The sequence below is a fragment of the Cellulomonas wangsupingiae genome (assembly GCF_024508275.1).
GTDB lineage: Bacteria > Actinomycetota > Actinomycetes > Actinomycetales > Cellulomonadaceae > Cellulomonas > Cellulomonas wangsupingiae.
The window spans coordinates 3,935,856-3,954,346 of the sequence record NZ_CP101989.1 but is presented as its reverse complement, the minus strand read 5'-3'; the positions used below and the strand labels follow the sequence as shown (position 1 = coordinate 3,954,346).

Annotated in this window: 23 protein-coding genes; 7 read left to right on the top strand and 16 right to left on the bottom strand. The window is 75.3% G+C overall.

Going from position 1 to position 18,491, the window contains the following annotated elements; genetic code table 11:
- Positions 1-15: 15 nt before the first annotated feature.
- Positions 16-384 carry a VOC family protein gene (locus NP075_RS18200; protein WP_227563508.1) on the bottom strand — a complete coding sequence of 123 codons (369 nt, stop codon included), beginning with the start codon at positions 382-384 and terminating at the stop codon, positions 16-18.
- A 184-nt stretch (positions 385-568) separates the two neighbouring features.
- Here NP075_RS18200 and NP075_RS18195 point away from each other — a divergent pair, with 184 nt between their 5' ends.
- Positions 569-778, top strand: a complete 210-nt coding sequence (locus NP075_RS18195) for a hypothetical protein (protein WP_227563507.1) — start codon at positions 569-571, stop codon at positions 776-778.
- Positions 779-816: 38 nt separating this feature from the next.
- On the opposite strand, the gene NP075_RS18190 is transcribed toward NP075_RS18195, so the two are convergent.
- Together NP075_RS18190 and NP075_RS18185 are read right to left on the bottom strand one after the other, a co-directional pair.
- Positions 817-1,248 (bottom strand): hypothetical protein, encoded by a 432-nt coding sequence (locus NP075_RS18190; RefSeq protein WP_227563506.1) that lies wholly within the window; start codon positions 1,246-1,248, stop codon positions 817-819.
- A 66-nt stretch (positions 1,249-1,314) separates the two neighbouring features.
- Positions 1,315-1,887 (bottom strand): mycothiol transferase, encoded by a 573-nt coding sequence (locus NP075_RS18185; protein ID WP_227563505.1) that lies wholly within the window; start codon positions 1,885-1,887, stop codon positions 1,315-1,317.
- Positions 1,888-1,971: 84 nt separating this feature from the next.
- On the opposite strand from NP075_RS18185, the gene NP075_RS18180 reads away from it, so the two are divergent.
- Positions 1,972-2,958 (top strand): helix-turn-helix transcriptional regulator, encoded by a 987-nt coding sequence (locus NP075_RS18180; protein ID WP_227563504.1) that lies wholly within the window; start codon positions 1,972-1,974, stop codon positions 2,956-2,958.
- Between the two features lie 101 nt (positions 2,959-3,059).
- Positions 3,060-4,466 (top strand): FAD-binding oxidoreductase, encoded by a 1,407-nt coding sequence (locus NP075_RS18175; protein ID WP_227563503.1) that lies wholly within the window; start codon positions 3,060-3,062, stop codon positions 4,464-4,466.
- A gap of 17 nt (positions 4,467-4,483) precedes the next feature.
- Here NP075_RS18175 and NP075_RS18170 read toward each other — a convergent pair whose 3' ends face one another.
- Positions 4,484-5,380, bottom strand: a complete 897-nt coding sequence (locus NP075_RS18170) for an ArgP/LysG family DNA-binding transcriptional regulator (protein WP_227563502.1) — start codon at positions 5,378-5,380, stop codon at positions 4,484-4,486.
- Positions 5,381-5,451: 71 nt separating this feature from the next.
- Between NP075_RS18170 and NP075_RS18165 the strand changes: the two genes are divergently transcribed.
- The 4 genes from NP075_RS18165 to NP075_RS18150 all read left to right on the top strand — a co-directional run bounded on the left by NP075_RS18165 (position 5,452) and on the right by NP075_RS18150 (position 7,972).
- Positions 5,452-6,168: a LysE/ArgO family amino acid transporter gene (locus tag NP075_RS18165; protein ID WP_227563501.1), complete on the top strand. Its 717-nt coding sequence runs from the start codon at positions 5,452-5,454 to the stop codon at positions 6,166-6,168.
- A 48-nt stretch (positions 6,169-6,216) separates the two neighbouring features.
- Positions 6,217-7,140: an NADP-dependent oxidoreductase gene (locus tag NP075_RS18160; RefSeq protein ID WP_227563500.1), complete on the top strand. Its 924-nt coding sequence runs from the start codon at positions 6,217-6,219 to the stop codon at positions 7,138-7,140.
- Between the two features lie 86 nt (positions 7,141-7,226).
- Positions 7,227-7,721: a DUF2975 domain-containing protein gene (locus NP075_RS18155; protein WP_227563499.1), complete on the top strand. Its 495-nt coding sequence runs from the start codon at positions 7,227-7,229 to the stop codon at positions 7,719-7,721.
- Positions 7,721-7,972, top strand: a complete 252-nt coding sequence (locus NP075_RS18150) for a helix-turn-helix domain-containing protein (protein ID WP_227563498.1) — start codon at positions 7,721-7,723, stop codon at positions 7,970-7,972. The genes NP075_RS18155 and NP075_RS18150 overlap by 1 nt, the downstream gene beginning before the upstream one ends.
- Here the strand turns inward: NP075_RS18150 and NP075_RS18145 are convergent.
- The 12 genes from NP075_RS18145 to NP075_RS18090 all read right to left on the bottom strand — a co-directional run bounded on the left by NP075_RS18145 (position 7,962) and on the right by NP075_RS18090 (position 18,409).
- A complete protein-coding gene (locus NP075_RS18145) occupies positions 7,962-9,203 on the bottom strand; it encodes an alpha-amylase family protein (protein ID WP_227563497.1) in 1,242 nt (413 codons plus the stop codon). The genes NP075_RS18150 and NP075_RS18145 overlap by 11 nt on opposite strands.
- 86 nt (positions 9,204-9,289) lie before the next feature.
- Positions 9,290-10,129 carry a class II glutamine amidotransferase gene (locus NP075_RS18140; protein ID WP_227563496.1) on the bottom strand — a complete coding sequence of 280 codons (840 nt, stop codon included), beginning with the start codon at positions 10,127-10,129 and terminating at the stop codon, positions 9,290-9,292.
- A 104-nt stretch (positions 10,130-10,233) separates the two neighbouring features.
- Positions 10,234-11,370: a 6-phosphofructokinase gene (locus NP075_RS18135; RefSeq protein ID WP_227563495.1), complete on the bottom strand. Its 1,137-nt coding sequence runs from the start codon at positions 11,368-11,370 to the stop codon at positions 10,234-10,236.
- Positions 11,371-11,484: 114 nt separating this feature from the next.
- Positions 11,485-11,820: a YnfA family protein gene (locus NP075_RS18130; protein ID WP_227563494.1), complete on the bottom strand. Its 336-nt coding sequence runs from the start codon at positions 11,818-11,820 to the stop codon at positions 11,485-11,487.
- A 305-nt stretch (positions 11,821-12,125) separates the two neighbouring features.
- Complete coding sequence (locus NP075_RS18125; protein WP_227563493.1) at positions 12,126-12,797, bottom strand: hypothetical protein; 672 nt, start codon at positions 12,795-12,797, stop codon at positions 12,126-12,128.
- A gap of 125 nt (positions 12,798-12,922) precedes the next feature.
- Entirely contained in the window at positions 12,923-13,672 is a 750-nt protein-coding gene (locus NP075_RS18120; RefSeq protein ID WP_227563492.1) for a hypothetical protein, read from the bottom strand.
- A gap of 109 nt (positions 13,673-13,781) precedes the next feature.
- Entirely contained in the window at positions 13,782-14,447 is a 666-nt protein-coding gene (locus NP075_RS18115; protein WP_227563491.1) for a response regulator transcription factor, read from the bottom strand.
- The gene (locus NP075_RS18110; protein WP_227563490.1) at positions 14,444-15,655 is read right to left on the bottom strand and encodes a sensor histidine kinase; all 1,212 of its coding nucleotides are present in this window, start codon (positions 15,653-15,655) and stop codon (positions 14,444-14,446) included. Before NP075_RS18110 ends, NP075_RS18115 begins: the two co-directional genes overlap by 4 nt.
- A gap of 61 nt (positions 15,656-15,716) precedes the next feature.
- The gene (locus NP075_RS18105) at positions 15,717-16,358 is read right to left on the bottom strand and encodes a sortase family protein (protein ID WP_227563489.1); all 642 of its coding nucleotides are present in this window, start codon (positions 16,356-16,358) and stop codon (positions 15,717-15,719) included.
- Positions 16,342-16,923, bottom strand: coding sequence for a signal peptidase I (locus NP075_RS18100; protein WP_227563488.1), 582 nt, complete (start codon positions 16,921-16,923; stop codon positions 16,342-16,344). Before NP075_RS18100 ends, NP075_RS18105 begins: the two co-directional genes overlap by 17 nt.
- Complete coding sequence (locus tag NP075_RS18095) at positions 16,920-17,720, bottom strand: hypothetical protein (protein ID WP_227563487.1); 801 nt, start codon at positions 17,718-17,720, stop codon at positions 16,920-16,922. Before NP075_RS18095 ends, NP075_RS18100 begins: the two co-directional genes overlap by 4 nt.
- 113 nt (positions 17,721-17,833) lie before the next feature.
- Positions 17,834-18,409, bottom strand: coding sequence for an alternate-type signal peptide domain-containing protein (locus NP075_RS18090; protein WP_227563486.1), 576 nt, complete (start codon positions 18,407-18,409; stop codon positions 17,834-17,836).
- Positions 18,410-18,491 lie beyond the last annotated feature (82 nt).

Genomic DNA, 18,491 nt, shown 5'->3' with positions numbered 1-18,491 from the left:
CGGGGCGTCGCAGCCTCAGCCCGCGCCGCCGGTCGTCCCCTCGGTGAGGCCGATCTCGTTGCCGTCCGGGTCGACGAACGCGGCGTACCAGCTGGTGGCGTCGATCGCGGTCCGCGGCAGGCGCACCTGCCCGCCGAGCTGCGTGACCTGAGCCAGCACGTCGTCGATCGAGTCCACCTCGACGTAGCTGCGGGGTGCGGTGAACCCCTCGCCGCGGGGGGCGAGCCCGCCCCCGCCGACCTGGTTCGGCGCGGACCACATCGGGTAGCCCTCGAAGCCGGCGACCTCCTTGATGTCCCACCCGAACAACGTCGCGTAGAACCGGGACGCCGCCTCCATGTCGCCGACGGGGATGTCGATGTGCGTGATGTCGCCGTGGGCCATGGCGTCCTCCTCGGTCCCGGGGCGGCCGGTCGGCCACCCGGTCCGTCCACCCTAGAAGTGACCTGTGACACACGTCCGGCACGCTCGCGCGGGACTCCGGGGCGCCCGGCCGGTGTACGTTCACGACCGGTCGACGCTCCTGGAGGGTGTCGGCACCCGACGACGCGAGGGCGGAAGGACGGCGATGACGATGCTGCTGCTGCCGGCGCCCCACGAGGCGTGTGACGGGTCGTCCGCGGCGCCGTCCGCACCGTCGGCGCTCGCGGGCGCGACGACCTGGGTCCCCTGCGCGGCGCACCCCGGCGCCCAGCTGCGCCACCTCGACGGGCCGTGCCGGTGCTTCTTCGGCGGCCCGCCGCCGGAGTTCCCGCCGTCGGGCGGCACCCCGGCCTGACCGTCGGTCCGCGCGCCCCGCGCAGGACCCGAGCGACATCAGGTGGGGAACGACTCCGCGAACGCCACGACGGCCGACGCGATCCCGGTGCCGATCGCTCCGACGAGGGCGATCGCGGCGAGGATCAGCGTGACCGTCGCCCAGGTCGTGCGGCCCTGGCGCCGGGGCGTGACGTCCGTCGGGTCGGCCGGGTCCACCCACACGGTCCCGTCGAACGTGTACGGCACCCCGGGCGCGTTGACGAGCCACATGTAGATCGTCGCGCGCAGCGGGGTGCCGTCGGGCGCCGGGTACTCGACGTGCAGCACGTCGCCCGCCCCCGCGTAGGTCTGGGAGACCAGGGTCGCGGGCACCCGGACGCGGCGCACGCCGCGCGCGCGGCGCAGCCGTCGGAACCCCACGACGGCCAGCAGCACGGCGATCACGAGGAGCACGACGCACGCCAGCGCGAGGACGACGGAGACGGACACGCGCACACGGTAGCGGTGCGGTCGCCCCGCCCCCGGACCGGCGGCGCCGTCCGGCGGGGTGAGGTGTCAGGGCTGCGGCGGGTCCTCGCCGACGAGACCGTCGACCGCCTCCCGGAAGAGGTCGGCGTGGCCGAGATGGCGGGCGTACTCGGCGTTGAGGTCGACCAGCACGCGGCGGCGGTTCGGGCGTCCGTCCGTCCACTCGATCCCCGCCGGCTCGTCGAGGCCGCCGTCCGCGGACACACGCGACCAGACCTCACGGGCCCGCTCCACCGCGGCCTGCCACCCGGCGTACAGCTGCGCCGGGGTGTCGTCGGCGGCGGAGCGCCAGTCCCAGTCCGGCCAGTCGTCGGGCGTCGTGCGGTTCCACGGATCGCCGTACCCGCCGATCCCGAGCCAGCGGACGACCATGTCGTCCTCGACGAGCGTCATGTGCTTGACCAGGCCGCCGAGCGTCATCGCCGACGGCGGGAACGCGCGGTTCAGGGCCGCGGCGTCGAGCCCGCCGACCTTCCACGCGAAGGTGGCGCGCGAGCGCTCGAGCATGAACAGCAGCAGGTCCACCTCGCCCGCGTCGAGCGCGGGCTCGTCGATGGTCGTGCTCAGGGCCGGCGGGGCCGGCGGGGTGGTGTCGGTCATGGCAGCGACCGTAGGGTCGGTACCGGACGATCCGCTGCCGGTTCCTTCTCCGGCTTTCGTGTGCCGAGACCTCCGGGCGGCGACATGACGACCGACACGAGCCCGACGTCGCGCGCGCTGCTCGCGCTGGCCGAGCTGCAGGCGAACCCGGGCCTCACCGCCGCGGGGCTCGCCGCGTCGCTCGGCGTGTCCGAGCGTGCGGCCAGGCGGTACGTCGCCCTCCTGCGCGAGGCCGGCGTCCCGGTGACGTCGGTGCGCGGGCCGTACGGCGGGTACCGCGTCGGCCGTGGCGTGCGGCTGCCGCCGCTGGTGTTCGGTACCGACGAGGCGTTGGGCCTGGTCATGGCCGTGCTCGACGGGCACCACGACGTGCGCGACCGCGCCGACCCCGTCGCCTCCGCGCTCGACAAGCTGCTGCGCGCGCTGCCGGAGCCGGTCGCCGCCCGGGCGGCGGCGGTGCGCCGGGCCACGGCCGCGGCACCGGACCGGTCGGCGGCACGCCCCGACCCTGCCGTCACCGCGACCCTCGTGCAGGCGTGCGCCGACCACCGGCCGGTACGGGTGCGGTACCGCTCGGAGTCCGGCCGCGAGTGGGACGCCGACGTCGACGCCTGGGCGGTCGTCGTACGGCACGGGCGCTGGTACCTCGTGTGCCGCCGCCGCGACGACGAGGGCGTGCGGACGTACCGGGTGGACCGCGTGCTCGCCGTCCTGCCGCTGCCGGGCACGTCGGCGCCCGCACCGGACGTCGACCCCGTCGCGCTCCTGGAGGAGCACCTCGCGCAGGGGTGGGAGTACGGGGTCGACGTGCTGGTGGAGGCGTCGCTCGACGCCGTCGCGCGCGAGCTGCCGGGCGGCCTGGGGCACCTGGAGGCGGTCGACGCGACGACGACGCGGCTCGTCGGGTCGACCAGCAGCCCGGTCTGGTACGCCCAGCAGCTCGCGGCCGTCCCGGTGCCGTTCCGCGTGGTCGGGGGGCCCGAGCTGCGGGCGTGCGTGCGCGACGTCGCGGCGCGGCTCGCCGCGGCGGTCGGCGTGGGGCGGGAGCCGGCCCCGCCGGCCGACCGCTGACCCGGCCGACGTCAGCGCCACCCGATCGTGGTGTATCAGCGACCGCCGGCCCGGCTCCTGGGTGACGGGTGCGAGGGCCGCGCCCGGTGAGGAGAGCGCCCGTGGACCTGCCGCACCCGGCCCGCGAGGTGACGTCGACGTCCGTGCCGACGCGCGTGGACGGCCTCGCCGACGCCCTGGACGGCCTGGTCCCCGTGCACCGGCCGGGGACGCCGGAGCACGCCGCGCTGTCCGCGGCCGTCAACCCGGCCCGGCCCCGCCGGCCCGCGCTCGTCGCGGCGCCCCGCACGCCCCAGGAGGTCGCGCACGTCGTCCGCCTCGCCGGTGAGCACGGCGTGCGCGTCGGGGTGCAGGGCACGGGGCACGGCAGGTCGGCGCCGCTCGACGACGCCGTGCTCGTCTCGACGGTCGAGCTCGACCACCTGACGGTGCTGCCCGCGCTGGGCCGCGCCCACGTCGGCGCGGGCGTGCGGTGGGCGCAGGTGGTGGCGGACGCCGCGCGGTACGGGCTGGCGCCGGTGTGCGGGTCGGCGCCGTCCGTCGGCGTCGTCGGCTACCTGACGGGCGGCGGGCACGGCCCGCTCGCGCGGACGCTGGGGGTGTCGTCGGACCGGGTGCTGGCCCTCGACGTGGTCACGGGCGACGGCGTCCTGCGGCGGGCCACGCCGGTCGAGGAGCCCGACCTGTTCTGGGGCCTGCGCGGGGGGCGCGGCGCGCTGGGTGTCGTCGTCGCGGTCGAGCTGGAGCTGGTCGACCAGCCGACGCTGTACGGCGGTGCCCTGTGGTCCGCAGACGTCGAGCGCGTCGTCCACGCGTGGGCCGCCTGGGCGCCGGGGCTGCCGGCGCAGGCCTCGACGTCGCTGGCCGTGATGCGGTTGCCCGCTCTGCCCGGGGTCCCCGAGGCGCTCGCGGGCCGCACGACGGTCGCCGTCAGGTTCGCGTGGACCGGCGATCCCGAAGCGGGGGCGTCCGTGCTCGCCCCGCTGCGCGCGGTGGCGCCGCTGCTCGAGGACACCGTCGCCGTCATGCCGTACGCGGCGATCGGGTCGATCCACGGGGACCCGGACGCCCCGGTGCCCGTCCACGAGTCGCACCTGCTGCTGGAGGACCTGGGGCCGGAGGCGTCCGAGCGGCTGGTGGAGCTGGTCGGTCCGGGGTCACCGTGCGCGCAGGTCGTCGTCGAGGTGCGGCACCTGGGGGGCGCGGCGTCCCGGCAGCCGACCGTCCCGGACGCCGTGCCGTCGCGCGCGGCGGCGTGGTCGCTGTTCACCGTCGGGATGGCGCTGCCCGCGACGGTGGACGCGGTCGCCGCCGACGCCGCTCGCATCGCTGCGGCCCTCGCGCCGTGGACGCGGCCCGGAGGGCTGCCCAACTTCACGCCCGGCGACGGCCCGGGCTGGGCGGAGCGGGTCTACCCGCCGCCGACGCGCCACCGGCTGGCCGAGGTGTCCCGCCGCTACGACCCCGACGGCGTCCTGCTCGCGGCCCACGCGTTCCGCACCCCCTGACGCCCGACCGGCCCACGTCAGAGCGGTGGCCGGAGCGTCGCCGCGGCCGCGGTGCGCAGTGCGGCCGCGACGGCGTCCAGCGCCTCGGTGCGCAGCGACCACTGCTGCCAGTGCAGGGGCACGTCGACCGCGTCGTCGGTCAGCCGGACCAGTCGTCCGGCCCGTTCGTCGTCGTCGGCCTGCCCGCCCGGCAGCATGCCCCACCCGAAGCCCAGGCGGACGGCCGCGGCGAAGTCCGCCGACGCCGGCACGAGGTGGCGCGGGGGGCGGGCCGGGTCGACGCGGCGGCGGCGCAGCCAGCGGTCCTGCAGCCGGTCGGCGGCGTCGAACACGACGACGGGCGCGACGGCGAGCGCCGCCGGCCGGATCGCGTCGCCCCGTGCACCGGCGAACCACCGGTCGGCGAACTCCGGCGTCGCCATCGGCCGGTAACGCATGACGCCCAGCGGCTCGACGGTGCACCCCTGGACGGCGACGGCCTGCGACGTGACGGCGCCCATGACGGACCCGTCGCGCAGCAGGTCGGCGGAGCGGTCCTGGTCCTCGCGGACCATCCGCAGCGCGACGCTCCCGGCGAGCGGCGCCAGGGCCGGCAGCACCCACGTGGTCAGCGAGTCGCCGTTGACGGCCAGGGTGACGTGCGGGACGGCCGTCTCGCCGGTGAGGTGGCGGGTCGCGTCGGCGGTGAGCGTGTCGAGCTGGCGGGCGAGGCGGACGAGCGGCTCGCCGGCGGCGGTCGGGCGCACCGGGCGGTCCCGGCGCAGCAGCACGGCCCCGGCCGTCTGCTCGAGCGCCTTGATCCGCTGGCTCACGGCCGACGGCGTCACGTGCAGGGCGCGGGCGGCGGCGTCGAAGGTGCCGAGGTCGGCGGCCGCCGCGAGGGCCCGGAGCTGGCCGAGGTCCCAGTCAGTCATGAAGCCAGGCTAATGGTCCGTGCAGAACATTCGCTGGCGTGACAGGGCCGGGCGCGCCTAGCGTCGACGGCATGTGGACGTCTGCCGTCGCCGGCCTCGGGTTCGGGCTCGCGCTCATCGTCGCCATCGGGGCGCAGAACGCGCACGTCCTGCGGTACGGGCTGCGGCGCGAGCACGTGGGGCTCGTCGTCGCGATCTGCGCGGTGTCCGACCTGGTGCTCATCGCCGTCGGCGCCGCCGGGGTGGGGACGCTCATCGCGTCGAGCCGCACGCTCGTCGTGGTCACGACGGTGCTCGGGGCGGGGGTGCTGCTCGCCTACGGCGCGCTCGCGGCCCGTCGTGCGCTGCGCGGCGCGGACGCCCTCGTCGTGAGCGCGGCGGAGGTCCCGGTCGGGGCTGGATCGACCTCTCACGGGGTGGGGGCGAGGGCTGGATCCCCGTCTCGGGAGGTGGGGGGTGGTGCTGGATCGCACTCTCGCGGGGTGGGGGGTGCCGTGGGTGGGGTGGCGCTGACCACGCTCGCGCTGACCTGGCTGAACCCGCACGTGTACCTCGACACCGTGGTGCTCCTGGGATCGGTGGCCGCCGGGCAGGGGGACGCGCGGTGGTGGTTCGCGGCCGGGGCCGGGCTGGGCAGCGTGCTGTGGTTCACGGCCCTGGGGTACGGGGCGGCGCTGCTGCGGCCCGTGTTCGCCCGCCCGGTGGCGTGGCGGGTGCTCGACGCCGTCATCGCCGTGGTGATGGTGGTCATCGCCACCGGGCTGGTGGTCGACCTGGCAGGGGCCTGACGGGGGGTGTGAGGAACAGACCCGCACCCGGTGACGGTTGCGTCCGGTATGCGTGCCATCACCTACGACCGCTTCGGCGGCAGCGACGTCCTGCAGCTCACCGACCAGCCGGAGCCCAAGGTCAGCTCCGACAGCGTCCTGGTGCGGGTACGTGCCGCGTCCGTGAACCCGGTGGACTGGAAGATCCGCGCCGGGTACCTCGACCAGATCATCGACACCGAGTTCCCCGCGATCCCGGGGTGGGACGTGGCGGGCGTCGTCGAGCGGCCGGGCCTCGACACCCCGGAGCTGGCGGCCGGCGACGAGGTCTACGGGTACGTCCGCAAGGACTGGCTGCACGGTGGGACGTTCGCCGAGCTGGTCTCCGCGCCCGTGCGGACGCTGGCCCGCAAGCCCGCGTCGCTGAGCTTCGAGGAGGCCGCGGCGGTGCCGCTCGCGGGCCTCACGGCGTACCAGACCATCGAGCGCGTCGGGGTGCGCGACGGGCAGACGGTGCTCGTGCACGCCGCGGCCGGGGGCGTCGGGCAGTTCGCCGTGCAGATCCTGCGTGCGCGCGGCGCGCGCGTCATCGGGACCGCGTCGGCGCGCAACCACGAGCACCTGCGCGGCCTGGGTGCCGAGCCGGTCGAGTACGGCGACGGCCTGGTCGAGCGCGTGCGCGCGCTGGCGCCGCAGGGCGTCGACGTCGTCCTGGACTACGGCTCGGACGACCTGGTGCCGACGACGCGCGCGGTCCTGGCCGACGGCGGCACTGTCGCGTCGATCGTCGACACCGCCGCGCGCGACGAGCTGGGCGGGCACTACGTGTGGGTGCGGCCCAGCACGACGGACCTCGACGCGCTCACGCGGCTGATCGACGACGGCGCGGTGAAGGTCGACGTGGCGCAGGTCTTCGGCCTCGCGGACGCGGCCGCCGCGCACGACCTCGTCGCCGAGGGGCACGTGCGCGGGAAGGTCGTCGTGCGGGTCTGACGACGACGGGGCTTCTCGATCGAATGTCTTGAAGAATCGATCGTTACTCGATAGATTTTGGCTTGCCGTCGATCGAGGAGCCTGTCATGCGCCACCTCACCGTCCTCGCGCTGCGCGTCGTCATCGTGCTCGCGCTCGCCGGGTCGCTGTTCGTCCAGTGCTTCATGGCGCCGCTGCTGTGGATCGACCTCGTGGAGGCCGACGCCCCGCTGGGCGTCCGGGTGCCGTTCGTCGCGATCTTCGTCCTGGGGCTGGTGACGCTGCAGGTGTGCGCGGTGTGCGTGTGGCGCCTGCTGACGATGGTGAGGCGTGAGGAGGTCTTCACGCCCGCGGCGTTCCGCTGGGTCGACGTCATCATCGCCGCGATCGCCGCGGCCGCCGTCCTGGTGTTCGCGCTGGCCGTCGTGCTCGCGCCGGGGGAGGCCGTCGCACCCGGGATCGTGCTGCTGATCTGCGGTGCGGCGCTCGTCCTCGGCGGCATCGCGCTGATCGTCCTGCTGCTGCGGCTGCTGCTCGCCCAGGCCGTCGACCGCGACCGCGAGGCCCGGCGCCTGCGCGACGAGCTCGACGAGGTGATCTGATGCCCATCGTCGTCGACGTCGACGTCATGCTGGCGCGCCGCAAGATGTCCGTCGGGACGCTCGCCGAGCGGGTCGGGATCACGCCCGCCAACCTCGCGGTGCTGAAGAACGGCCGCGCCAAGGCCGTGCGCTTCACGACGCTCGCCGCGCTGTGCGAGGTGCTGGAGTGCCAGCCGGGGGACCTGCTGCGGTGGGAGCCGGACGCGCCGGTTCAGCCCTCCGACGAGGAGCCCGCCGACCTCACGTCGTGAAGAGCACCTGGCCGTCGTCGTCGCGCACGACGGCCCGCGGCGCGTCGGTCACGTCCAGCTCGACGTGCAGGCGGTGCGCGCCGTCCGCCGACGTCGACGTGTACCGGTAGCGGGTGTTCGTCAGCTCGTCGGCGGCCGTGCGCGCCGCGTGCAGCCACGGGTGCTGCCGTCGCAGCGCGACCAGCGCCTGGTGGACGTGCAGCACGCGGCGCTCGTCGTCGCCCAGGTCGTCGGGGGAGGCGGGCAGCGCGGGACGCACGGCGTCGTCGCCGCCCTCGCGCTCCTCCTTCAGGGCGGTCCACCCGAGCTCGTCGCCGTAGTACACGGACGGGACGCCGCCGACGGTCATGAGCACGACGGTCGCGAGCGCGGCGGCCTGCGGCCCCACCTGCGTGGCGATGCGCGTGACGTCGTGGTTGCCGACGAAGGTCTGCGGGACGAACGTGGCCAGCAGGTCGTCGTGGCGGCGCAGCGCGTGGTCGAGCTCCCAGAAGTTGCGGTCCCGCAGGCTGCTCCAGATGGCCTTCCACAGCTCGTACTGCGTGACGCTGTCCATGCCGGAGTCGGCCACGACCTGCGCGTAGTCGCCGTGGATGACCTCGCCGACCACCCACGCGTCGGGGTGGCGCTCCCGGACGGCCGGCAGCACGCGCGCCCAGAACGCCGACGGCACCGCGTAGGCCGCGTCCAGGCGCCAGCCGTCCGCGCCGCGGTCCAGCCAGTGCGTCATGACGTCCGTGACGAGGGCCGCGACCGCCGGGTCGTCGTGGTTCAGCGCGACGAGCGAGCGGTGCCCCTCGAAGTCGGCGGTCCGCGGGCCGTCGGGGTGGTCCCAGTCGACGCGCAGCATGCCTGCCCGCGGCCCGTCGCGACCCTCGGCGAGCACCTGCGTGACCAGCGGGTGCTCGGCGCCGACGTGGTTGAACACACCGTCCAGCAGCACCCGGATGCCGCGCTCGTGCGCCGCGGCGACCAGGGCGTCGACGTCCTCGTCGGTGCCCAGACGGGGGTCGACGCGGAAGTGGTCGGTGGTGTCGTAGCCGTGCGTCGACGACGCGAACACCGGGCCCAGCAGCAGCCCGTTGGTGCCCAGGCGCTGCACGTGGTCCAGCCAGGGCAGCAGCCGCCGCAGCCGATGGGGCTCCGGGGCGTCGTCGGGCGTGCGGATCGGCGCGCCGACGGCGCCCAGCGGGTACACGTGCCACCAGATCGCGTGCTCGGACCAGCTCACGGCACCTCCTGGGTCGACGGCCGACCTCCGAGGTTAGGCGACGCGCGCGCGGGTCGCCGTCCCCGGCACGGTGCGGGCGCCGCGGATCAGGTCGTCGCCGGCGCCGGCTCGAACGGGCGCAGCTCCTCGTCCGCGCCGTCGACGGCCAGGCACGTGCCCTCCGGGACCTCGAGCCACGCCCCGCGCAGCTCGCCCAGCGGCTCGGACACGATGATCCGCGCGTCGTCCGACAGCTCGTGCAACGCGGGGTGGTCCGGGTAGTGCTGCCGCAGCACCGAGACGTCGGCGTTGCGGAACAGCGAGCGCGAGCGGCCCTCGGAGGAGTACCGGACCGCCCACATGCGGTGACCGTCCGTCGCGGCGAGCGTGCCCTGGAACGGGAAGTCGACGCCGTGGCGGCGCCCCGCCTCCTCGACCTGGCCGACGGCGACGGCCATCGCGGCCGGCGGGTCGTCGGTCAGCCCCGCGGTGAGGGCCAGGTGGAACACCGTCTCGGAGTCGGTCGTGCCCTCGATGGTGGGGAAGAGTGCCGGGTCGACCGCGAGCTGCAGGTCACGCTTGTAGGTGGGGAAGCGGTCCAGGGAGCCGTTGTGCATGAACAGCCACCGGTCGTGCCGGAACGGGTGGCAGTTGGTCTGCTGCACCGCGGTGCCGGTGGTCGCCCGGACGTGCGCGAAGACCGTGCCGGAGCGGACGTGGCGCGCCAGCTCCCGCAGGTTCCGGTCGTTCCACGCGGGCTCGGTGCTGCGGAACAGGCCGGGCTCCGGTGCGTGGCCGTCGTACCAGCCGACGCCGAACCCGTCGCCGTTGGTCGGCTCCACGCCCAGGTGGCTGTGCCTGCTCTGCAGGACGAGCGAGTTGGCAGGCTTGTACAGCAGGTCGTCGAGCGTCACCGGTGCACCGGAGTACGCCAGCCATCGGCACATGTCGGCCCCCTCGCCGCGGCCCGCGCGGCGCGGACCCCTGCGTTCACCTTGGCCCGCGCACCCCCGCAGCGCCAGGGCTGCGGGGGCGCGGGGAGGGGGTGCGCTCAGTCGCCCAGCCCGGTGCCCACCTGACGTGCGGCGCGCACCCACGCGTGGTCCGGCGGGACGAGCTTGACCTTGCCGGCCACGTCCGCCAGCGGCACCGGGACGGCGTCGTCACCACGCGCGGCGACCATGACGCCGAACTCGCCGCGGTCCACGAGGTCCGCCGCCGCCGCGCCGAGGCGCGTCGCGAGCAGGCGGTCCGCCGCGCACGGCGTCCCGCCGCGCTGCACGTACCCGAGGATCGTCACGCGCGTCTCCAGGCCCGTGGCGGCCTCGAGCTCGCGCGCCAGCTTGAACGTGTGCTCGCGCTGCCCGTCCTCGACGTGGGCCAGGTGCTTCTTCGCCGCGCGCCGCGACTCGGGGGTCTTCGCGGACTTCACGAGCAGCTGCGCCGCCTCGTAGTCGGCGGTGTCCTCGACGTCCCGGGCGCCCTCGGCGACGGCGACCACCGAGAACGACGAGCCGTGGGCCGTCCGGCGCCGGATCGTCTGGGCGACCGAGTCGATCGTGTAGGGGATCTCGGGGATGAGGATGATGTCCGCCCCGCCCGCGACCCCGGCCGCCAGCGTCAGCCAGCCCGCCCGGTGGCCCATGATCTCGGTGAGGATGATGCGGTGGTGGCTGTGCGCCGTGGAGTGCACGCGGTCCACGGCCTCGGTGGCGATCTCGGTGGCGGTGGCGAACCCGAACGTCGTGTCCGTCTCCGCGATGTCGTTGTCGATCGTCTTGGGCAGGTGGACGACGTTCAGCCCGGCCTCGACCAGGCGCATCGCGTTCTTCGCGGTCCCGCCACCGCCCAGCATGATGAGCGCGTCCAGGCCCAGCTCGCGGTAGTTCTCGGCGACCGTGGGCACCATGTCCTGCGGCTCGCCGCCGTCCACCGAGTAGCGGTGCACCTTGTCGCGGCTGGTCCCCAGGATCGTCCCGCCGATGGTGAGGATGCCGGACAGGGCCTTGCCGTCGAGCTCGACGTACCGGTTCTCCACCAGGCCCGTGACGCCGTCGCGGAAGCCGATCAGCTCCATGCCGTAGTGGGCGATCGCGGTCTTGCCGAACCCGCGGATCGCGGCGTTCAGGCCAGGGCTGTCGCCGCCCGCCGTGAGGATCCCGACCCGCTTCGCCTTCGTCCGCGTCATGCCGCCTCCGGTGCCGGGCCGGCGGGGGCCGGCCGTGTGCCGACAGTGTCGTGGGCGAGGGGCCGGGGCACAACGCGGGGCGTGCGTGACACCGCAGGTCGGGGCGGTGGTGCGTCAGGCGGGACGCGGCGCGTACATGATCAGCCCGACGCCGACGAGGCACACCAGGGCGCCGGTGATGTCCCACCGGTCCGGTCGGAACCCGTCGACGACCGTGCCCCACAGCAGCGACCCCGCGACGAACACGCCGCCGTACGCGGCGAGGATCCGCCCGAAGCTCGCGTCCGGCTGCAGCGTCGCCACCGCGCCGTACAGGCCCAGCGCGATGACGCCGAACCCGACCCAGACCCAGCCGCGGTGCTCGCGGATGCCCTGCCAGACCAGCCACGCACCGCCGATCTCCAGGCCCGCGGCCGCGACGAACAGCAGGATCGAGCGCAGGACGGTCATGGGTGGGCCTCTCGTCGGGTCGGACGAGTGTCCCCGTCGCCCGGCGACCACCGCAGCGGGTGACCACTGGTCGGTTGGGGAGCCCTCCCGGTGACCACTGGTCAGTTGGGAGGGTGTGCGGGCCCTGTGGGATGCCCAGGTGACCAGTGGTCACTCGGCGGCAGGGCCTGGTGACCACTGGTCGGTTGGGGAGCCCTCTCGGTGACCACTGGTCAGTTGGGAGGGTGTGCGGGCGCTGTGGGATGCCCCAAGTGACCAGTGGTCACCGGGAGGGTGGCCCCGGTGACCAGTGGTCGCTCGGTGGGTCAGTGGCGGTCGGTGCGTGACACGTACACCTCGCCGCGCGGGCTCAGCGCGTAGCCGACGTCGAAGCTCTGCGTCAGGCCCAGGCCCTTGAGCTTGCGGACGTCGAGCTTGAACGGGTCGCGCTCGCGGCCCAGCTCGGCGGCGAGGTCGGGGGCACGCACGTGCGGGCGCCGGCGGATGACGTCGAGCGTCGCGGCCGTCCACGGGCCGTGGCTGGACGCGCGGTCGAGCCGGTCGAGGCGCGCGTCGATCGTGGCGACGTCGGCGTCGGTCAGGTCGGCGTCGTCGCGCAGCGCCTCGCGGGGGTCGGGCCCGGACCAGGCGAGCCCGACGCGGTACACCGGCCAGCCCGTCGTGTCCGGCGCCGTCGTGCCGGCCACCGCGGCGTCGGCGACGGGTGTGCGGCCGTACCGCGCGGTGCGGCGGCGCCGCGCGACGGCCTGCGGGTCGAGCAGGCGCAGCAGTGCCGCGGCGTCCGGGAGCCCGGCGGCGTGCGCGTCGGCGTCGGTGAGCGCGCCCGGGTCGACGACGTCGACGGACGTGACCTCGACGACGCCCGCGGGCGTGCGGAACCGGCTGCCGGGGCGCACGTCGGCGCGCTGCCAGCGGCGGAACGCGAGCGTCACCGAGCCGTCGGCGACACCCGTGGCGACCTTCGGCGGCAGGAGCACCCACCCAGCGTGCCGGGTGCGGCCCGGCTGGTCGAGGGGCAGCGGGCGAGTCGCGCGGGCCCGGTGCCGGACCCGGTGCCAGGTCCGTCCCCGTGCCGGACGCCGTCCCCCTGCCGGACGCCGTGTCAGTCCGTCGGCACGCCCCGGCGCCGGTCGGCCACCGCCCACGCGAGGGCCAGCGCACCCGCGGCGAGCACCAGCCAGGGCCCGGCGGCGCGGGCCAGACCACCGGTCTGGGCCATCGGACCGGTCACGTCGGCCCGCCCCGAGGCGTCGGTCAGGTCGGCACGCAGCCAGAAGCTGAACGTCTCCTCGCCGACCTCGGCCGCGTTCCCGCTCGTGCTCGCCTCGGCGAACGCCAGCCGGACGGGGACCACGGCGGACTCACCCGGTGCGAGCAGCTCGGTGTGGATCACCGTGTCCTGCCCCGCGAGGTCGGAGGCGGTGACGCCGTTGACCGTCAGGTCGTCGAAGAAGTCGTCCCGAGGCTCCTGGTGCAGCCGGGCCTGGACGACCGACAGGACGAGCTCTCCGGGCACGGAGCCGTCGTTGCGCACGACGACGTCGCGGGTCTCGTCGAACCCCGGGGCGATCGTCCGGATGCCGAAGAGCGACCCGGACCCCACCCGGTCCTGCGCACCGACCGTCAGGCCGAACGTCGGCTCGGGTCGGGGGTCGGCGGGCGCACTCCCTCCCGGGCTCGCGCCCGCTGCGGGTGTCCCGGTCGGCACCGGCGTCGGCACCGGCGTCATGACCGTCGTCGGCAACGCCGTCGGCACCGCGGTCGGCGTGGTGCCGGCCGCCGTGGCCGTCACCGGCACGGCGAGCGCCAGCGCCGTCACGGCCGCCGCGACCAGCACTCGACGCCTGTTCATGCTCGCGCCTCCTCGGACTCCTGCGGGCGCGCCCGCGGACGTGTCCTCCCACGGTCGCGCGTCCGGGGCGCCCCGCCGGACGCGACCTAGGGAAAACCCGACCGCCGGGTCAGGGCTCCGGACGGACGGACTGCTGCAGGAAGGCCAGCACCGCCGCCACGCGGTTGTTCGCACCGGGCGGCAGGTCGAGCAGCCGGTAGATGTTGCTCAGGTGCGCCTCCACGGCCTTGGGTGAGATGTCGAGCGCCTGCGCGACGGCGTCGTTGCTCTGCCCCTGGGCCACGAGCTGCAGCACCCGGAACTGCGCGGCGGACAGCCGTGCCAGCGGCGTGTCCGACATCGCGACGGACCTGTCGACCAGCGCGGGGTCGATCACGACCTGCCCGTGCGCGACGGCCGCGACAGCCCGCACCAGCTCTCCCGGTTGGGCGGACGAGCGCTTCGACAGGTAGCTCCACGGCGTCGGCGCGTCCGCGCTCACCGAGCGGACCAGCGCGAGCATGTTGTAGTTGGAGATGAGCAGGATCCGCAGGCGCGGGTCCCGCTGCTGCAGCGACCAGCCCAGGGCGATCCCGTTGCCGTCGCCGAGGTCGATGTCGACGACCGCGACGTCCACCTCGCCCGGACGCACCTCCCGCAGCGCCTGCTCGTGCCCGGCCACGGTGACCACGACGTCGATGCCCGGCTGCCCGGCCAGGAGCGCCTCGAGGAGGCCGCGCAGCATCGCCTCGTCCTCCACGACGGCCACGCGCAGCGGGCGGCCGCCGTTGCTCACGGCCTCCTCCCGTCGTCGACCCGGACCGCGAGCGGCAGCCTCGCCGTCAGCCGCGCACCCCCGCGGGGTCCAGGGAGCAGCGTGAGGTCACCGTCACGCGCGAGCACCCGGGTGCGGAGCGCGGCCAGGCCCGAGAGGCGGGGCGGGTCGTCGGTCAGGCCGGACCCGTCGTCGTCGACGCGGACCCGGGCGGCGTCGGGCTCGTGCGGCCCGTCGCCGCCGTCCGTGCCCAGGGTGACCCAGATGTTCTCGGCGTCCCCGTGGCGCACGGCGTTGGACGTGCCCTCCTCGACGATCAGGTACAGCAGCATGCGGTCCGCTGCCGGCAGGCGCCGCCCGACGTACAGCGACTCCGCACCGGGCTCGTACGTCACGTGCATGCGGACCGACGGCGGCAGGCGGTCGGCGGCGAGCAGGAGCGCCGACGGCAGGTCGACGTCGGCCGCCAGCGGGTAGAGCTGGTGCGCGACGGCACGCACCTCGGACTCGCGGATGTCGTCCAGGGTCGCCGACAGCTCCGTCAGGGACCGGGCCAGGTCCGTCTCGCCGGCGCGCGCGAGGTCGTCGCGGATCTCCTCGATCTCGCGGTTGACCAGGACCATGCGCTGCTGCAGGCCGCCGTGCAGCCGGTGCGAGACCTCGCGGCGGACCCGCAGCTCCTCCTGCTCGAGCTGCCGGCGGGCGCGCTCGGCGCGCAGCGTCTCGCGGATGCGCAGACGTTCCTCGGCGCGGATCCGTCGCCGGGTGCCGACGAAGTACATCGCGGCGCCGATCACGACGGCGGCCTGGCTCGCCCCGACCACGGTCTCGACGACCCCGAACACCGGGGGCATGCGGGCGGGCAGGCCGAGGGCCACGGCGCCGATGCGCGCCACTCCGATCATCGCGCCCAGCGCCACGACCAGCACGACCCGCTGCCACAGCGGCCGGCGCAGCACCGGCACCCGCTGCAGGACGGCCGCGGCGACCGCCCCGGCGACCGTCATGCCCCCGAAGGCCAGGGCCAGGAGGCGCAGGGTGGTCGTCTCCTCGGGCGGCTCGGCGACGCCGCGTCCGAGGGACACGATGTCGTCGATCGTCCAGGGCAGCACGTCCACGGCGGAGCTCACCGCGAGCATCGTGATCCCCAGCACGACGAGGCGGACGAGCAGGTCCTGCTCGTCCGTGTCGGTGGCACCACGATCGACCCGCGGCGGGTGGCCGGTCACGCCTCATCGTGGCACCGGGGCCGTACGGGGGCGCGGCGTGCGCCGGGGCGGTGCTGTGCGCCTACGCCCGGACGGCGTGCAGCACGAGGTTCTCGGCGGCGTGCCCGGTCGCGTCGCTGCGCTGCAGGCACGTGAGGACGACGAGCCGGTCGCCGCCGTCGGGCAGGGCTCCCCAGATGTCCTGCGACCGCGCGGCCTGCGCCTTGCCGAGCACCTCGGTGCGCTCGACGACGTACGTCACGCCGTCGACCACGAGCTCGGCCCCCGGCTGCACGAGCACCGCCGGGTCGGGCGAGCCCGGCTCGAAGAACGCGTTGCCGGGTGCCCGCCCGGCGCGCACGGCGTGCAGGGCCACGACCAGCGGCCGGGTGCCCTGCGGCGTCACGCGGTCCGGGTCGCGCAGCACGAACGCGTCGGTGAACGTGGGCGGGTTGAGCGTCCCGCCGGTGACCGTCATCTCGACGAGCGGCACGTCGACGCCGTGCGCGGGCACGACGAAGCGGCCGCCGGTGCGGCGCAGGTCGGCGCCCTCGACGTCCGGGGCCTCCTCGACGACGACCGGGCGCCCGTCGAGGTCGGGCAGCGTCGCCGTGCCGGCGCCGGTCGTGAGGCCCATGACGAGCAGGACGGCGGCCGCCACGAGGGCCGCCGTCGCGACCGTCGTCCGCACCGCGTGCCACGCCCGCCTACGGGCGGGCGCCATCGCGTACCTCCTCGCGGTCGCGGCGCGGGAGGGCGACCATGACGACGCCGTACACGACGAGCCCGACGCCCACGGCGGCGGCGACGTACGGGCCCCACGTCCCGTGCGTGACGTGGCCGACGAGCGGCACGGTGTACACGACCCGGCCCATCACCTGCTCGGGGACGACCGGCTCGTCGGCGTGCTCGTTGGCGTCGCCCTGGGTGACGAAGCCTGCGATCCCGTCGCTGCCGTGCGTGACACCGACGATGCGGTGGGTGACCAGCGTGGGGTCGTCCGACACGGGCTGCACGGTGACGACGTCCCCGATGCGCAGGTCGGCAGGGTCGGTGGGACGCACGACCACGAGGTCACCGGCGGAGATGGTCGGCTCCATCGATCCGGAGAGCACCGTCAGCGGAACCGCGCCGATCAGGCGCGGGACCACCGTGACGACGGCCGCGACGAGGAGGAGCACGACCATGACCGCGGTGAGGAGGGCCGAGCCGACGCGCCCCGCACGGCGAGGCGCGCCGGCCGCGTCCCCGGTGGTGGGGACGACCGACGCGTCCGTGGTCGTCGTCATGGGCTCGCCCCGAGGTCCTCGTCGGACGTCGGTTCCGCGCCCGCAGCGCTCGGGGTCGAGGGCTGGGCGGCCGGCTGCTCCGCGGCGATGCTCAGCGCACCGCCAGCCGCCGCACCGTTCCAGTAGAGGTCGGGCAGCGTGTACGGCACCTGGAAGAGCGGCTCGGCGCTGGGCGCCCCGGTGGCGTCGGGCGAGTAGAAGGAAGCGGCACCGCTGCCGCCGGAGAGCAGGAAGCTGGCGGTGGGGGCGTAGTCGTAGTGCACGGCGTGGACCCTGAAGCGGATGGTGATCGAGGTCGTCCCCGCCGGCACCGGCGTCTCCGCGTAGCCGGCCGGCCGGGTGTTGTCGCCCTCGCGGTAGAACAGGTGCCACGTCTGCGCCTTGCCCGTGGCCGTGAACGACTGGTTCTGGAACAGGACCGACGTCGGGGACCCGTCGACCCAGTACTCGTTGAGGGTGCTCTGGAACTGCGTGGCGCTGCCGCTCACCGTCGACCACCCGTGCTCCAGCCCGAGGAAGATCGGCAGCTCGTACTTGCTCAGGTCGAGCGTGACGGCGTAGTAGAACGCCAGCGCGTGCCCCGGTGGCAGCTCGATGGGGTCGAGCGGCTCCTCGGGCTCGACGACGATCGGCGGCTCGTCGGCCGTCGGCGCGGCGACGACGGTCACGCCGGGGAGCTGGACCTGGTCCTGCCACAGGGCGGTGGTCGCGCCGACCGGCGTGGTCACCACGCCGACGCCCAGGACGGCGGCCAGTGCGGCGGCCGCTGCGGTCGTCATCCTGCGCGTGCGGGACATGTCGCCTCCTGCGAGGTCGAGGTCAGGTCATGCGGTCTCGCCTCCGGACCGCTGGGTCGCAGCGGTCCGGAGGCGAGCGTGCGGCACAGGGGGTCGGCCCTGGTCGCGCGTGGTCAGCTCTGGGACGGCGGGAGCTGCGTGAGGGTCACGGTGAAGTCACCGGAGTCCCACGTGTACGCCGCCGGGTCCGTGAGGTCGATGCCGTCGGCGTCCGTCTGCAGGTCGTCCGCCAGGCGGATGCTCACCGCCAGGTCGAGCGCCGCGGAGCTGTTGCTGAAGTCGGCAGGCGTGAGCTTGATCGACGCGTCGCCGTCCCCGACGACCTCGCCGCCGAGCGTCCAGGTCACCGTGAGCCACTCCGGGACCGCGTTCTCGGGCGCGGGGGTGGCGAGCTCGGCGACCAGGTACTCACCCGCGAGCTCCGGGGTGATCGTCGTGGTGCCGGTGAGCTCGACGCCGGCGACGAGCTGGACGTCGTTGCCGGTGCCCGGCAGCGGAACCGGGGTCTGACCGCTGATGTCGGTGGCCGTCCACGTCGTGTCGCCCGCCGTCAGCTCGAGCTGGCCGCCGGTCACGACGGCGCCGGGCGCGGTGTCCGAGTCGCTCCACAGCGCGAAGGTGCCCGCCGTGCCGAGCAGGATCACCGCACCGGCGCCACCCGCGACGAGGCCCTTGGTCCTCTTGTTCATGGGTCGTTCCCTCCTCTACCGGCGGGACCGTCCCCGCCCGGGTCGGCGGGAGACGGTCCCGCCCGCCGCGCCCTGGTCAGGG